Source organism: Herpetosiphon llansteffanensis (assembly GCF_003205875.1).
In the GTDB taxonomy this organism is placed as follows: domain Bacteria; phylum Chloroflexota; class Chloroflexia; order Chloroflexales; family Herpetosiphonaceae; genus Herpetosiphon; species Herpetosiphon llansteffanensis.
In genome coordinates, this window is the sequence record NZ_PUBZ01000011.1 from 63,590 (window position 1) to 80,114 (window position 16,525).

The window sequence follows — 16,525 nt, forward strand, 5'->3', positions numbered from 1 at the left end:
AATAGAAAAGGAAGAACCTATGCCAACTACCCAACGCACCTGTTCGTTGATTGCCGGAACCGACACCTTTACCATTGGCGACCCCAGCGCGGGAGCCGATGCCACCTTTGTCTTGGGCGGTGGGGCCATTCCCAGCACCCACGATGATCGCCCGGTCGAAACCCAATGGCTGATTAATATTGTGGGCAGCACGGCGGCGGATGCCATGAGTCGCTTGCAAAAACTGGGGCGGATTCTGACCGCTGCAACCTACTACCGCACCGCCCCCGAGCTGTATGAAACGTTGCGGCCACGGGTGCTATTTCAGCCTTTTGGCAGTAATCGCAGCACACCGCTTGTGCGCAGTTTGCTCGATGCGGCGGTGCCGGATGTGCCTGCTGGCATAATTGATACCGATTTGCAAGCGATTCCCCCAGGCATTAATGGCGTGGCCATCAGCTTCCAGTCGGGCGGCTGGTGGTTGCCCAGCGAAGTGAATGACTATGATCGCGTGACCTCGAGCAGCGTGGCGAATGGCAATGTGATGACGCTGAACTTTGGCGCGACCATCCATGCCATTCCCTCCCCAGCTCGGGTCGTGGTTGCCGGCAATTTTCCACCCACCAGTAGTGGCTTTCTGAACATGCCGCTTTCCGCGCTGCTGATGAGCAAACAAGGTGGGGTTCAGATTGTGGCGGGCAATAGCTGGAGCAATGATGCCACATGGATCAACAACAACCAATCTGCCCAAAAAGCGCGTGATACCACCGTGGTGCGTGGCACGCTGAGTACCGGGGTAACCAGCATCACCCCACAGCACAGCGGCAGCTTCAGCGTCAGTGGGCGACAGACCGTGGTCACCAAGATTGCCGTGCGGACGGCGGGGGTGAGTGTGCGGATTGCGGCGGTCTTGGAGAATCTGGAGAATGGCCAAAGTCTGGTCTCGCCCGAAGAAGTGGTGAGTGGCGGCACGACCACCAATCCACAAATCGTCATCTTCCGCGAGATTGCGATTAATAGTGTCAGCACCCGCTTACGCTATCGGGTCACCGCCAGCGCTGCGGCGATCGTGGATATTGAAACCAGCTACATCGTCGATACCACGCGCACCGAGTATGGGGTGCGCATCCTTGAACCGTTTACGATCAATAGCAGCCCCACCGGCGTTGTGCTCGACTTCCAACCAACCTACCGCCCCCGGGTCGCTATCACCGGCAAGTTTGTCGGCGCGCGGGGTCGCTTACCGGTGCAGGTGCCTGGGCAAACCGCTGCCGGAGCGGATGCGAATCTCGATGCCGTCTATGTCGGCACGTATAGCACCAACTGGCGGGTCGTCGATGCGGCCAGCGCGGTAACCAATTATATCCTGACCCTTGACCGCTATCGGGCCTACCGGATTCCAGAGTAAGCGAGGCGCTCATGCTTGATCCCCAATTCCAGATTCTCATTCAGGATCTGACCAGTAATCAAATATTGGATATTTCCGATCGGGTGGTCGCCGCCACGTGGCGCTATACCGAGCAAGGCTGTGGTGATTTGAATGTCACCATGCCCTGCACCATTGCCGAAGCCTATTGGTTCAAAACCTTGCCGTTTATCTATGTGAAAGTCTTCAACCGCTGCTCCAAGCGCGTCTGGTGGGGCCGCGCTGCGGGCGATGATGTGGCCATTACCCGCACGGCGGATGGGGCTATCTCCATTCAGATCGTGGCCTTGGGCTTAGTCAAGGCGCTCGAAGATATTCCGCATACCGGCTGGTGGAGTAGCACCCGCTATGGCGATTGGCAGGACGTGTCCAGCGACCTGATTCCCAGTCGCACGTCCGAACGCTTCAGCTTTGAGACTGAGCGGCGCTTGCGGATTGCCCCATCGGGCGGCAATGGCTTCACCACCAGCAGCATTGGCATGCTGTCGATTGCCCAGCCCACTGCGGCCAGTGTCCAGTGGCAAACGATCGAGGCGACCTACAGCCTGAAAGCGCCTACTGGATGGCGAGCCAGCCTCAGCCGCTATGACGGTACAACCTTCATATCCTCGCTCTGGACGCTTGATGGCATCGGGACGGGCGCGACCGGAATCACCACCCAAAGCGGCACGCTGAGCTTCCTGAGCGGCGTGGGCTGTTCGCGCTTGGGCTTCAATCTGTTTTGTACCCGTGCGGCCACCAATCTGCATACCGCATCGATCACCGCAGGAACCCGCACCGTCACGCCCGGTACAATGGCGGGGATTGCGGTCAATGCCAAGCTGGCGATTGGCGGCTCGGAGCCAGAAGAAGTCGTCGTCACCGCAATAACGGCGACGACCTTTACCGCCGTGTTTCGCAATCCCCACCTGGGGAGCGATCTCGTCGAACCCATCTGGGATGGTAATGATGGCGATATTGAATTGATCATCACCACCCTGCGGGTGAAAGCGGTAGCACTGTCAACGGTCACGCTCGACCAAGTGGCGAAGTATGCGTTGGGCGACGTGCTCGCAGTCAATCCGTGGGCGGTGGTCAATAGCGATGGTAAGGTGCAAAGTCCGCTCGTTGATCTTGCCAATCTGCTGGCCGAAGATCAACCGTGGGCCACCATCTTGAGTGAGCAGGTGCAGCTGGGTGATACCACCAACCGACCATGGGTGTGGGGGGTCGATGAGGATGGCGTGCTGTTCTTGCGGCCCCGCCAGTCGGGGCGGGTGTGGTATCTCAGCACCGAGCAATGCAGCTATACCCAAGGCGGGAATAGCGATGGGCGCTGGACGAGCGGCTATGGGGTCTATGAGGATGAGCAAGGCCAACGCCAGCGCACGCCCATCCAAACCGATGCCCAAGCGCTGGCCAATAGCGGCCTCGTGCGGCGCACGGCGCTGCCGGTGGACAGTGGGACGCTCGCCGTGGCCACGCAACGCACGAGTGTGTTTCTGAGTGATGCCGCCAAAGGGGAATCCGCTGCGAGCGTGACCTGTGCGTTACTCGAAACCATTGATGGTTTGGTCTATCCGGCAACCGAGGCCCGACCTGGCGACATGCTATTGTTTCGTGATGTGCTACCCACCAGCAGCGCCGTAGCCAATCGCTTGAATGGCTTTGTGTTGGCCGAAGTGCAGGTCGATGGCTTCAATCTCGGTACGGTGCAGCTCGTGCCCGAGGAGCCGCTGCCGCAACTGGAGATGATGACGAATAAGAGTTATTTATATCAAGGTTCTGTCTAATAATTCCTAAAGCTTCCTTGAAAATGCTCAGAACATCATCATTGCTATGGAAATCACCAAGGAGGTTACATTGAGAGACATATAAATGGGGTTTCTGAGACATTATATGGTATGGCCTTGAATTATCATACAGAATTTGGAGCATCAAGAAGATTTATACAATGATCTTTTTGGTGCTCCAGATTAAAATAAATCAGCTATATCAAATACTGATATATTCAAGGGTAAATTTTCTTCAAATAGTATAATATTGAAAATAAATATATGCCTCATAATATTCATTAAAATTTGTTCTCCTAATTCAATTTCCTCATTATGATATTTATTATAAACTCTATAACTTCCATGAAATAGATTATTTCTAATGGCATATAAAACCATGGATAGGGATATTATATTTTTTTTGTAATAATTATTGTCTTTTATTTCCTCTAATAATGTATTTCTTAGTCCATTTGTTGTATCTTCTCCATTTTTTAGTAATATATTTTTCTTGCTTATTTCTTTTATATGTTCTTCGCTTATTATAAATATTGATTTCACTAAATTAATATCCAAACCTTCTACTAATTTCTTTATAGATTCTTTCTCATTACCTTTAACTATTCCTTTATAAAGATTATTAAATCCAATCCAATTATATAAAAATCTTGTTGTACTATTTTTTTCTAAGCTTGCTCTATAATACCATTGTATATTTTCTATATAATCATTTTCAATGTCAATCGCACGCATTAAAATTTTATCAAAAAATAGCATATGTTCTTTATTCATATCTATCTGTAAAGCTTGTGAATTCGATGAGAAAGATGCGTTTCCTCCAAAGTTACGACCATTCATCAGGTGTTTTGAACCATTAAAATATCCTGATCTTCTAGTCACTAAAGATAAGACTCTTAGGATAGTTTCTTCTAAGATATCTGAAGTTTCTCTAAAATATAACATCCTTTTATCATTTGTACTAAATTCTGGAATTTCCTTATTCGAATAATATTCTAATTTTATCTGAATACAATCATCCTCCTTTTTTATAGAAAGAGATTCACTAATATAATCATTTTTTATTTCAATATTTAATAGATTGATTATTATCGAAATCATATAGGGCATAAAAGATTCCTTTCTCAAATAAAAACTCTTAAATACTTCGCCCATGGTTGAGCACCAGTAGGCGGCCAAGGATTTCATCATCAGTCAGTGTATCAGGCCATCCATAGGCAGCAAACACAGCTTTATCTAATTTTTTATGAACAATATCAAGCCATGTTGGACGCTCATTATACAGATTAGTCAAGGTACGTTTTGCTAGTTCCTCAGATGATACGCCTAAGGGATTCAACCATCTATCGCGCTTTTCAACAAGCTCTTTAGCAGCCTCACTAATAGCATGAAATAGATAATTATCTTTTGGTTCATTACCCGGCATCCAAGGGAATGGGAATGTTTCAAAAGTTGTTGTAGGGGTATAGCGTGGTCTATCTTCCAACGATGTTCCTTGACGAAGTGACCATAATTCATGAATTCTAGAGTGTAATACTCCGAAAAAATAATCATCATCACGCGCAAAAACCAGCGTACCCTGATTTGATAATATTCGTGATTCAATCCATATGAAAATGCGATACTTTGCAACGGCAGGTGTTACTATATAACGTTGAAGCTTTGCAACGGCTTTTCGCATACCTGGACGAGCCTCAGCATACTGCCACCATTTACTGGCATATGATGCTCTTTTATTAGCACTACGAATAGGATAGACATGTTCTCTTATATATGCAAATGGTGCTTCATACTGACATGCTTCTTCAAGTGACTGTAATCCAAAATCAATCGTATACTTTTTTCTATTACGCTGTACTACATCTGTAGCACTCATTACTGGCCTTATGACATCACTATTTGGCCTTCCATTTATATTGATTGGTTGATCAAGCATTTCTTTCGCTACGCAATCAGGAATATCAAAAGAGGCCTTAGGTGAAGGTCCCATAAAACATATATTATTGTTTTCCTCCAGTATGTACGCATTACTTATATTGATATCTGTTGTTAAGTCTGAATGAATTTGTGTCACCAAAGAACCGTTAAGCCATTTATCAGCCGTCGTTTTACTGAAGCCAACCATTGATATTCGAACCGTTGCACCATTTAAAATCCAAGGTCGATCTGACCATGCCATAAAAATTTCACTCGATGCTTTAATCCGTTCCAAAACTTTACGATTAGCACCCCCACGAATTGAGTTTGTCGCAATCAAGCCAGCCCGCTGTGTTTTTCCTTGAGTAACCATGGCGCGAGCCTTCTCAAACCAGTAACACACAAGGTCTGAAAATGCTGGAAGCCGTTCTTCATAACAATTAAACAATCCATCTACATATCCATCGCTTAGTTCCTGACGAATTTTATTGCCCCCTAAAAACGGAGGATTCCCTATAATAAAATCTGCTTCTGGCCATATAGGCTCGCTAAAATTCCCTTGTGCATCAACCCTTAGAATTGCATCCATATGACGAATGGTTTTGAGTGATTTCAAGATAGGTTCTGATAAATTTCCAAATCCATTTTCTTTCATCCACTGAATATAGCCAATCCAAATCGTAATTTGAGCTAACTCATGAGCATAAGCATTAACTTCCATGCCAAGAAATTGCTCTGGATTGACCTGTGGAATTTGTAACGGCAAGCCTACATCAGCACCAAAACGAATAACATCCTTTTCCAAATCGAGCAACAATTTTAAGGCAATATAGAGAAAATTGCCGCTTCCACACGCAGGATCAAGGACTTTTATCGATCGCACTTTATGCAAGAAGGTATTGATCTGGAATTCAATTTGTCGATTAATCTTGGTTACATCATTACCCACTGCTTCATTACGTTGGACAACTAATCCCTCAATAACCTGTTCTTGTTTAATCCATTCTTCTCTTAAAGGTTGAATAACGACTGGTTCGACTAACAGTAAAATATCATCTTTACTGGTATAGTGCGCACCCAGTTGCTTCCGTTTCGCCGGATCGAGTGAACGTTCAAATAATGTTCCAAAAATTGCTGGTTCAATCGATGACCAATCATAGGAACAAATATCCACTAAAATATCAAGTGCTTCACTATCCATAGGTAAAACCGTTGCATTATCAAAGAGCGACCCGTTAAAATGCCGTATCTCCTCAATGCCAAACCATCCTCCTGTAGTCATGACATTGAAAAGCTGGCTGAGTTGGGCTGTAAACGCAGAGGATTTCCCACGTGTTTGAGTCACTAAACGAGAGAAGATATCCTTGGGAAGCAAATTGACGTCTTCAGCAAATAAACAAAATAATAATCGTGTTAAAAAATGGGCAATTTCTTGGGGTGCAGCATGTTTTTCATAGCGGGTAATAAGTTGGGCTAATCGAGCAAACTTTGCAGCAACCTCTTCGGTTACCCGCTCTGGTGTGATTGGCGAACGAAATAGATCGGGAGCATAAAAAATACTTCGAATCGTATCGAGGCCATTCCTTGTTAATGTTTCATCGAGGGGTAACGTTGTTACCTTTTTGACTGTATTGGTAAAGTTTGTATGAATAACGAGACTATCAAGATCAGAAACGATTAAGAGTGGAGGATTTAACAAGGCCTCACGATATTGGAGAAGTTGATCATAAGCGCGGTTAAGATTCCCATGCTTGCCTTTATATTCAATTGCAAAGTAGCCTTTTTTCCAAACATCAGCCCATCCTTTTCCACCATTGAGTTTTGTAACACCCGCCTCAAAGGTATAAAATGTTCCTGTGGGATCTTCCTCAAGTGGGGTTTTAGCCCCAACTAAGGAACAGAGGTCGGTAAAATGCTCATAATATGCACGTCGTTCGTTGACCTGAATACCTCGCCATTTTCGAACAAACTCAAGAGGTTGCATAGTGGCCTCACATGCAGTATGGTGGAACTATAAGAATATGAGACCTATCATAGAAGTACAGATGGTTAATTAATAGATGCAGCTCTTCCCCTTATAACTAGACAGATGTTATGTTTTAAAATAAGTAGAATTTCCTAACACCTAATAGCTATCACATATGTTCTATATATAGATACAATAGTACTACTAATCAAGTTTGTTGGAGAGTTTATGACCAAGAACAAACGCCTAAGAAAAACTGCAAATAAGACAACTAATAATCAACCGCCGTTACCTGATACGACAAAATGGCAACCCCGATCTGATAAAACCAACACCTTACAAGCCAGCTTTCTCAAGCGGTGTATAGCGGTAGAAAAAAAGATTGTCCTTCGCGCACAATATGAACGAGGAATGATCATAGATAATTTTGATGCAGGAAGTGGCATAGAAGATATTCTGCGGGATGAATTACGAGAAATCTTACCGCATCGATACACTGTGACAACCGGCACGATAGTAGATAGAAAGGGCAATACAGCGGGTGACTGTGACATCATCATTTTCAATGACCACTGGTTTCCCTCTGTTAAGCCAGGAGCCATACCCACATCACGAAAAACCTTTTTCCCTATAGATGGTGCATATGCAATAATCGAAGTAAAACAAGCATTGGATTACGAAATTCTTGATGAAGCAATGAAAAAATTAGTGATCTGTAATAGACTTGAGCGCCCTCATACAAATGCCAATAGAATTGTTGAGAATAACGAGTTCGATGGATGTTTTCATGGCCTTAGAAATCCACTTTATACGGCCATTATTGCAACATCTCTCAAAGATGGTATTGATATGGATATTCTTGTTGAACGATTCTTCAACATCAATACTACGCTCGATAGACTCGAAGTTATCCGATGTTTATGTGTTTTAGGTCAGGGAAGTGTTACGTGGTTTTTCCGAGATCTTGATGGCAATATTAAACCAACCTTATTTATGCGCGAAGATTTATTTACCCACATTCTTCCTGCATACCATAAAGTTCCACAAACAGAATCAGCTCTCTATGCATGCGTTTCAGATTTATTACTGCATCTTTATCAATCGGTACTCGCAGCAGAAGATATAGCAATCGCTTACGGGCCAGTCAATTACCATTTCTTAGGTCCCACTTCCCCAATGATATCTTTGTCTCCAGATCCGGAATGGATGGAAAAACTTAATTGGACTCGCAATGAGCAAGGGCAAATCAAGCTTATTGATGAGCAGCAATAGATTTTATCTTCCATCGTTCTCATAAATATAATTCTCATTACAAATTTTTAACGTATGTGCTCAGACCAACCCACCCGTAAAAAACGGTATGGTTGCTTAATATGTTATCCATTCTTGGTATACTGGGCTATCCAGATCGGCGTGAGAGTAGCAGAATTACGCACATCGTCAATAGGCACAATCAATAGTTGATTACTAGACTAGACGATTTTCCATACATCGAGCACTGACCGTTCGTGGCGTTGGGTTGGTATCGTAAAGGTAATGAGTGGCTAAATGTAGCGTCCTTCCAATGCTTCTAGCGATACAACTCTCTATACGAATGCGCTTTCCCCATGATAATAATCGATTCCTCGGTTCACCTAATCAATCGTATACAATTGATCGATTTGCCCCTACTATTGTCCAATACCAAGTAATGGAGGTGACAATTGCTCTCAATCAGGCTATGTTGCATTACCCCAGTAGTGCAAGGTGCTGCCGATGATAGCCGACGAATCTTCGACGTGGCAACGCAACGAACAAGCGTCTTTCGAATCAATACTGCCATGAGCGAAACCTCTGCGGGTTTGATCTGTACCATGCTGGAAACCGTAGATACCATGTTCATTCAGCAACACGACCCAATCTGGTCATGATATGTTTATTATGTGATGTACTAAAAATTAGCAATTCATATACTATACATTTATTTAATATAATTAGAGATAAAGTCAACAATATTTCCAGTATATCTATTTACAATAGAGCTAATTAATATTATTATAGTCAACCTTAATAACTTCAATGAAATTGGCTTTTCATCTTTATATAATTCAATAAGATATTTCTTTAATATATCAAAATCTTCATCTGATAATTTCATCTTTTTCTTATAACGAATTATTTTACTAATCCTATCACTATTTTTCTCAATAAAATAAGGAGTTCTCAATTCATGGTAAAACACTAGTAAAATAATAGATGATATAGTTATATAAGAAGATGTTACTATAGAAATAAATTTATTTTCAGATATCATAAACATATAAAAAACTGCCGGCATTGTATATATACAATAAGAAATTATTAAATAAGAAGATTCACTTAGATCACTTATCAAAGGATAATGATAATACTTTCTAGTTGAATATAATATATAAGAAGATATCAATATTAATAATCTGATTGATTCTATTATTTTATATAATAATGAATCATATAAAATAATAGAGCAAAAAGAATATATTGCATATAAAAATATCATTAATTTAATAATAATTTTTTTCATAACTATGGAAGAAATAACCTCCCTACTATCTCCTGTATAATTTGCCACAATAATGCCAATATAATACCATACCAGACTATTTTTATTAATTCAAAAAAATTAGCCTTATAGTTATTTTGATTTTCATACAACATTTTAGTAAGATCATTTATTTCTTTTTCATTCAATCTATTAATCATTTTTTTATAAATATCTCCTATTTTATCTGGTTTAATCGTTTGTTTTTTATTTATACTAAATAAATAAAATCCTTTGTTCAATATCCAGATTAATACAAAAGATATTTCATATATTAATGAATATACAGAAATATCTTGATTACGAATTACAATACCTCCTAAAATACCTATAGAAAAGAAAAAATTCATATCCAATAACATAGAGAAAAATTCTATGTTATTCATTGGTAATAGTTTTTTATACATATATGGTTTTTCTCTATTTAAATAAAAATAATCAAAACTCCAATATAAACCCATAGACATAATGACTAGATTCAGAATAAACTCTGGGATTGATTTCTGATCGCTCTTTAAGATATCGAAGATTTTATGGGCAGGGTTGAAAATAAGTAAGTATCGACCAAAAAGCCCAAACATATGCCATAAAAACAGGTGATTCTTGCTTAGCATTCGTTGTTCTTTATAAAACAAGAATCTATCAGATGGAATAAATATAATTTCTTTCAAAGATTCACCCTTTTTGAAGGAACAAATTATAATTTATATTATTTCCAATACGATGATTTTCTATAAATGTTGCAAACCATGCTGCGCGTAAAAAGCGATGAGGCTGCTGAATGCGTTGTCCTTCTTTGGTGTACTGGGTTGTCCAGATAGGTGCAAGCACCCCTGATTCACGAACGTCGTCAATCGTGGCAATCAGGAGTTGGCTGCCAGGCCAGCCCATTTCCCAGGCATCGAGCACCGCCCGTTTGCGCCGTTCGTTCGGCACGGTAAAGGCAATCAGTGGCCAACTATAGCGTCCTGCCCAATACTGTGATCGATACAACTCAGCATAGGAGCGTGCCTTGCCGGTGATGATACTCAGCTCTTCAGTTCCCCGATCAATCTCGATGGCATAGAGTTGATCAATCTGGCCTGGCTGTTGGCCAACACCGAGCCAAGGATACAACGACGAGCGCTCACAATCGGGCTGCATAGCATTAGCCCAGCGTCGCACAACGACAATGCCGTCGGCGCGTGGCCGTGCGGTTGGGCCTAAGTCCATCTCAATATAACTGCTCATCCCCACAATACCAGGCACATAGGGCAGCGATTGAATCAAACTGGTGATGACCTCAGCATACTCAATTTGATGTTCGGCTTGGTGTTGCGGATTGAACATCGTGGGAGCCAGTCGCTCACTGCCTTCTTCAAGCATAGGAAAGGCCTGTTTGACGATCTCCCAGCCGAGTGATGTAAGACTATACAAACGGCCATGGCGCGTCCAGCCAATTGCACCGCGCGGATCATAGCCATGCGATTGAAAGTGTTCACAATAGGTCAGCAGTTTGGCATCAACCAGTTTGGCCAACGTGCGATTGACCGTTTGAATCGTCACCGTAAACGGATGGCCCCAGGCCGTGCGGAGGTGGCGCGAGAGCAATCGCCCGAGCCGAGCAACGAGCAGCAGGATCTGTATCTCGATGGGATTCAAGCCAATGGGGGTATGTGTAGTCATTCAATCACTCCTCACACGATAATTGGTAGCTTCGCAGACTGTTAAAGAATGTCGGCACGACCAAATGGCCAATTTAGGCGATTCTAGTGCGCTATTTTCTACGTGGCGATTTGTAGACCATCTGAACGCGATATGAACACGGTTTGAACGCGATGTGAATGGGCTAGCATGCGATCACCAAATGGCCGTGGCTGGCTACCTAAAGCAGCCACGGCCATAGCGACCCTTATTAAAGCCCGCTGAGCCAGTATTCATCGGTTCGTACTGGTTCGGGTGGAACAGGACGCTGCCAGTCGGCCAACCGCTTGGCAAGAACACCATCACCATCACCCTTATATTCCCACCACGACGGCGCTCTAGGGGTGGAAAAGGCATGAATAAACACGGGGATGTGTGGTAAAACGAGTGCTGGCGGAACGGCCATGAGCGCAACCGTCCACAACTGATGGGATTGTCCGTTCGCATCGACGACCGTTTCGGCAAGTAAGGTTTCGAGCGGCGTACTTTGAGGCACACGCAGATACAAGCCAAGAAACGGGCAAACTAGCACGCTACACAGTGCACCGCACAGATACCGTGGTGGCTGCTGGACGCGAATCAGTGCGGCATCCAGTTGCTGAAAAAGCGTCATCGTAGCCTGTTGCAGCAAGGGAGCAAGGTCGTGGGGCTGCATGCTGGGTGGCGACAGCGTAATCTGCACAGTATGCTGGCCGTTATTGGGCAGAGCCAACGTTTCGGTCAAGGTAATGGTCATCGGTATCGTTGTCATCGAAGAGCTTCCTTTCTGCTTAAGCACCGAGATCAAGCACCTGCTTGACCTGGCGAATTTGCGTTAAACGGCGGGTTCGTTTACCACCCAAGCTGTCAATAATTTCATTGCCACTTTTGCCTGCAAGAACAAGCTTGGTAATCAGAATGACATCGGTCAATGTAGCATCGTCGATTTGGCTCTCATCACTAGTTCCCATGGTTCCAAGTGGGGAATCACCGGTTGAATCGACTACGGAATTGGGAACTTGCCAGAGGCGGCGCGGGTCAATCGGGCGAGTAGACAGCATCCACGCGGGTTCACGATCACACCAAAACCATTGACAATTCCATTCAATCGCCGCAGGCCACGGAGCGAGCAGCGGAGACTTCATTTTCTCCAATGCCCGATCGCCAATCGCAATCCACAGCAGGTTATCGAGCGCTTCGCTATCGCCTTCAATGCCCAGGGGTTTGACCAAGGTGGTTTGGGTCACGAGGATGAGATGCATGCGATACTTGGCCGCTTGACGCAGCATTTCGCCCACAAAGCGTTGGGCCACGGGCACTTTGGGTTTCGCTGCCGAGCCATCTTCACCGTGCACCTTGCTCATGACATCCGGCGCTTCTTCCAACACCACCGTGATGGGGTCAAACGTTTCGACACCCGTGGCCGCTGCGGCCTTGCGTCGCCCCAGTTCGGCGAGCAGCGCTTTCATTACCCGATTGATCGCAGGATAGTCATAAACTTGGGGCAACCCACCATAGTCATTGGGTCGGGCATGGGAGTTGAGAATCACCAGCTGGTGGCCCTCGAGGGCGCGTAAATAGGTCAACGCCATGCTCAGCACCGACTTACCTTGGCGCGAAGGGCCAGCAATCCCAATATGCGGGCGCTTGGCCAAGGTGTCGAGCAGCATGGGCCACGAATAGGTTGGCAAGTGCGCAACATCCGGTTCGACTGGTTCATCAACTATCGGTCGCGCTACGACTACCGCCCGCGTCGCACCCGCAGAACGAGAGGCGGCGGGTACAGCGGCAGGGCGACGTTCGCTCGCGGGTGTGCGTGCGTGCCACCAGAGAAACGTCCCAACAAAACTACACGCAAAGAGAAAAATTAGCGGATACAGCCAAGGCGAATTAATATCCATGGGGATGCTCCTGTGGAGTGCGGCCAAAGGCCAAATATTCTGGCCACCGCGCCGAGACAATACCAAGGATGAGACCAGCTCCCCACGCCAGGGCAATGGCTGGCAGGCCGGACGTGAGTTTGTAGGCGATGGGATAAAACAACCATTCGCACCACTTGTAGGCCGTAATCATGGCATCGGGAGCGAGAAAACAGCCATAGCCCCACGCGGTTCGGCGTAAGGTATAGAGTTGGCCAAGGAAGAGAAAGAGCGCCAGCCCAAGGCCCGCGAGGATGCCGCGATAATCGCGAATGCCCCAGAGCCAGTGTTGAAAGTCACTCAACGTCGACACCGTGGTGACAATGCTGTTGCCCCAGCCCAAGGTGCAGGCGATGCCCTTCACCAGTTTGCGACTCGGTTCAAGGCGGCGAAGATCAAATAACACATTCGATGTGGTCATCGTGTTCTCCTTTGGTATACTAGCGCTGCATCACTTTCGTGTTCTCCGGTGATGCACGCCGCCGATGCTGATTTCATCGGCGGTTTGTGTGTCAAAAGAAGCGTGGTGGTTCCTAGACATCTTGATACTCGGGATCAGGCGGCAAATCGAGCAAATCGGGCAACGGAACCGGAGTTTGTTCAACGGGTGGTATACCACTGTGCAACCCATGGTCAACAACGGGTGTACCGCTGTTCAACCCATGGTCAACACTGGGGGAACGACTGTGCAACGCGTGTTCAACAGGTTTCATCAGAACGGCCAGTAACGTGTCGCGCACAACGTGATCATTAAGCCGCGCAACGCTGGCCAACGCATCGGCGGTGAACAACTGAATCTCTTTGCCACAGGTATGCAAGCCAATAATCACGAGCGCGCGGATCACGGCAGACTCGTTACCAAGGCTGGCAATCATCGCACTGAGCACGCCCGAACTGCGGGTCGTCAAACGTTCATCAAAACTCATTGGCCAAACTCCTCGTAGCGCCGCGCACGGCGGGCATAGCCACGCGCGATCGCGGTTTGCGGATTGGGAGCGATGATGGTTTGGCGAAAACGCTGTTGAATCGCCTGAACCAGCATGGGCATTTCCGCACCACCCCCAGCAACAATAATCGCCGCCAGCTTCGCACCGCTGCCCCATGCTCGAACCAGTGCATCGGCGACTTGATGGCCATTGGCCAACCATGGCCGATCCCAGCCGCTTGGCAGATCACATTCCTCACCCGCGACCCGCACACAGCCAGCGCGCACTGCACTATCGACTTCGTGTAAGGTCAGATCAAGGTTGTAGCGGCCACTAATTTTGGTTTGCAGCTGCTGGAGTGGACTCGCGCTCCCGAGTTCGAAGCTAATTGCACTTTCTGGCACAACATTCATCGCTTGAACAATGCAGGCATCGACCGTGTTGTGGCCTAAGTCAATAACACCAACCCGACTCAGCTCATAGCCGCTGCGGGCAATGGCTCCACTCGGATCGAGTAAGACCCCATACAACGCACCAAGGGGTTCACTAATCACGCGAATGCCAGTTTTGAGCGTCGTCCCGTGGTAATACTGGGTAGCGACTGCATCCCGCAGCCGCGATCCCAAGGCCACCGCTAAGTCGCGTTCGCCGGACCAGGCGGCGGGAAGTCCGGTGACACATGCACCCCCACACGGTTGGTTGAGGCGTTGTAAGGCTCCTTTCACCAGCGCGGGGATAATGTGGCGATCGTAGAGCCGTTGTTGCGAGCGGAGCGATATCGGCGCGGGATGCAACAAGGCATCCTCGCCCGTCCACCACAGCGTGCCGTGGACTTCAACCGTGGGCACATCGTGCAGATTGCCATCGGTGCTACTGGCCGGAGCCACCAGCGCAGGAAAGATAATGGTTTCTTCGTGATCGCCGGTATTGATCGTATATTTCACATAGCCATGGCCAATATTGGCCCCATGGGCAATAGCAGTCATAGAACACTCCTCTACGATGGATGGGCGTTGAATCCCATCCATCAAGAACACATCAGTGAATCGACCGACGCAGCCTTAAGCAACCGATTGGATGGCACTGGGGAAGTCTTGCGTCCACCAGTGATCAAGATGGGTTGCAATCCACGACCGTAAATCCATGCCACACTGCACGGCCATCGTGCCGAAGTCGTGAGGATCGGGCCGCATCCGCGCAACCTCTTTGCCTTTGAAAATATCGAGCCAATAGGCTGCGGCTTTATCACCAGCTGCATCGGCATCGGTTGCAATGAAGAGTGGCTGACAGAGGCTGTACTGAACGAGCCAGCGAAAGCCACGGCCTTGGGTGGTTCCAATTGCCGCCACCCCGCTGAGCGGCTGTCCATGGCGTTCAAATTGGCCAAGGGCTTGTTGGGCCACCAACGCATCGATGGGGCCTTCCACGAGAATGCCAGGGCGACCCGCGTGAAAGGTATCGATGCCATAGGGCACATTGCTGCTTCCCGCAATCGTCACATATTTCATACCTTCGTCGCGGGGCGTAGTTTGGCGAATCGAGAGCTTCCAGAGCTGGCCATCGCAGAACCACGGAATCACATAGCCAGCGGGCAACCACACGCCATCTTTATCGGGATCAGTCAATCCCCACTTGTGCAGCGGACGGTAGAGCGGCTTGGGGTTATAACCAATGGCTGCCGTGCGGAGCGTGTGATCCGTTAGGCCACGCTGGTGGAGGTAGCTGCGTGGCGAGGACTGACTATCCCCATCCTTCCACAACATATCAACCGCGTAGCCAAGGAAACTGAGGGCGGCCTGTTGCCACGTCGCTGAGGGTGGCTCACAGAGAGTGGGTGGCTCAGGGTCAGGCATTGCTACCGTGCTTGGAGTCGATTGGGTCAGCGTCAGCCCCAGCGTTGTAAAGACCCCTTTGATCAAGTTCTTCCAATCAGGATGATCTTTGGTAGGAATACTGCCGTGATCGCGCAGGAAAATAAAATCAATATCCGAGGCCCAGGGCTGACCATCGCGACAACTGCGACACCACCAGCGGCCCCCATTACTGTCCCCATGCGGTTGCACCCGAAAACGATCCTTACCACCACACAACGGACAGGCTCCAGCCCATTCACCACCATTGGTTGCGGCCACTTTGCGCAGGGCGGTGCGCTGGCCAACCAAGGAAAGAAACGCATCGCCCGAAAGATGTTCAATCATTGAAACCTCCCAAGAGAAGTGTCATGAAGTGTCACAGAAGTGTCATGCTGCCTAAACAGTCGGTTTAGGGCTTTCCAATGCGATAAAATGGAGAAGTGTCACAGTGTCACAAGTGTCATGTATTTTTTCAGTTGAGAGGGTGCTCGCTAGTCTCGCGTACATGTTCCTTATTAAATTGGATATGTCCCCTTGTGACACTG

Annotated in this window: 13 protein-coding genes; 3 read left to right on the plus strand and 10 right to left on the minus strand. The window is 47.0% G+C overall.

Annotated elements, in window-relative coordinates; genetic code table 11:
• The first annotated feature begins 19 nt into the window (after positions 1 to 19).
• Positions 20 to 1,387 carry a hypothetical protein gene (locus tag C5S61_RS00605; protein ID WP_110513203.1) on the plus strand — a complete coding sequence of 456 codons (1,368 nt, stop codon included), beginning with the start codon at positions 20 to 22 and terminating at the stop codon, positions 1,385 to 1,387.
• 11 nt (positions 1,388 to 1,398) lie between these two features.
• Positions 1,399 to 3,177, plus strand: coding sequence for a hypothetical protein (locus tag C5S61_RS00610; protein WP_110513204.1), 1,779 nt, complete (start codon positions 1,399 to 1,401; stop codon positions 3,175 to 3,177).
• Between the two features lie 183 nt (positions 3,178 to 3,360).
• Here the strand turns inward: C5S61_RS00610 and C5S61_RS00615 are convergent, their stop codons facing one another.
• Both C5S61_RS00615 and C5S61_RS00620 read right to left on the minus strand, forming a co-directional pair.
• Positions 3,361 to 4,287 (minus strand): hypothetical protein, encoded by a 927-nt coding sequence (locus C5S61_RS00615; protein WP_110513205.1) that lies wholly within the window; start codon positions 4,285 to 4,287, stop codon positions 3,361 to 3,363.
• A 28-nt stretch (positions 4,288 to 4,315) separates the two neighbouring features.
• Complete coding sequence (locus C5S61_RS00620) at positions 4,316 to 7,078, minus strand: class I SAM-dependent DNA methyltransferase (RefSeq protein ID WP_110513206.1); 2,763 nt, start codon at positions 7,076 to 7,078, stop codon at positions 4,316 to 4,318.
• Positions 7,079 to 7,288: 210 nt separating this feature from the next.
• On the opposite strand from C5S61_RS00620, the gene C5S61_RS00625 reads away from it, so the two are divergent.
• A complete protein-coding gene (locus C5S61_RS00625; RefSeq protein ID WP_110513207.1) occupies positions 7,289 to 8,332 on the plus strand; it encodes a DUF6602 domain-containing protein in 1,044 nt (347 codons plus the stop codon).
• A gap of 1,272 nt (positions 8,333 to 9,604) precedes the next feature.
• Here C5S61_RS00625 and C5S61_RS00635 read toward each other — a convergent pair.
• From C5S61_RS00635 to C5S61_RS00670, 8 genes are all read right to left on the minus strand, one after another.
• Positions 9,605 to 10,291: a hypothetical protein gene (locus C5S61_RS00635; RefSeq protein ID WP_124033357.1), complete on the minus strand. Its 687-nt coding sequence runs from the start codon at positions 10,289 to 10,291 to the stop codon at positions 9,605 to 9,607.
• Between the two features lie 4 nt (positions 10,292 to 10,295).
• Positions 10,296 to 11,285 carry a replication-relaxation family protein gene (locus tag C5S61_RS00640; protein WP_240614384.1) on the minus strand — a complete coding sequence of 330 codons (990 nt, stop codon included), beginning with the start codon at positions 11,283 to 11,285 and terminating at the stop codon, positions 10,296 to 10,298.
• Between the two features lie 229 nt (positions 11,286 to 11,514).
• Positions 11,515 to 12,054 (minus strand): hypothetical protein, encoded by a 540-nt coding sequence (locus C5S61_RS00645; RefSeq protein WP_110513210.1) that lies wholly within the window; start codon positions 12,052 to 12,054, stop codon positions 11,515 to 11,517.
• 19 nt (positions 12,055 to 12,073) lie between these two features.
• Positions 12,074 to 13,183, minus strand: a complete 1,110-nt coding sequence (locus C5S61_RS00650; RefSeq protein ID WP_110513211.1) for a hypothetical protein — start codon at positions 13,181 to 13,183, stop codon at positions 12,074 to 12,076.
• A complete protein-coding gene (locus tag C5S61_RS00655) occupies positions 13,173 to 13,622 on the minus strand; it encodes a hypothetical protein (RefSeq protein WP_110513212.1) in 450 nt (149 codons plus the stop codon). The genes C5S61_RS00650 and C5S61_RS00655 overlap by 11 nt, the downstream gene beginning before the upstream one ends.
• Before the next feature lie 112 nt (positions 13,623 to 13,734).
• A complete protein-coding gene (locus C5S61_RS00660) occupies positions 13,735 to 14,127 on the minus strand; it encodes a hypothetical protein (RefSeq protein WP_110513213.1) in 393 nt (130 codons plus the stop codon).
• Positions 14,124 to 15,113 (minus strand): ParM/StbA family protein, encoded by a 990-nt coding sequence (locus tag C5S61_RS00665; RefSeq protein ID WP_110513214.1) that lies wholly within the window; start codon positions 15,111 to 15,113, stop codon positions 14,124 to 14,126. Before C5S61_RS00665 ends, C5S61_RS00660 begins: the two co-directional genes overlap by 4 nt.
• Before the next feature lie 75 nt (positions 15,114 to 15,188).
• Positions 15,189 to 16,325 (minus strand): primase-helicase zinc-binding domain-containing protein, encoded by a 1,137-nt coding sequence (locus C5S61_RS00670; RefSeq protein WP_110513215.1) that lies wholly within the window; start codon positions 16,323 to 16,325, stop codon positions 15,189 to 15,191.
• Positions 16,326 to 16,525: the final 200 nt, after the last annotated feature.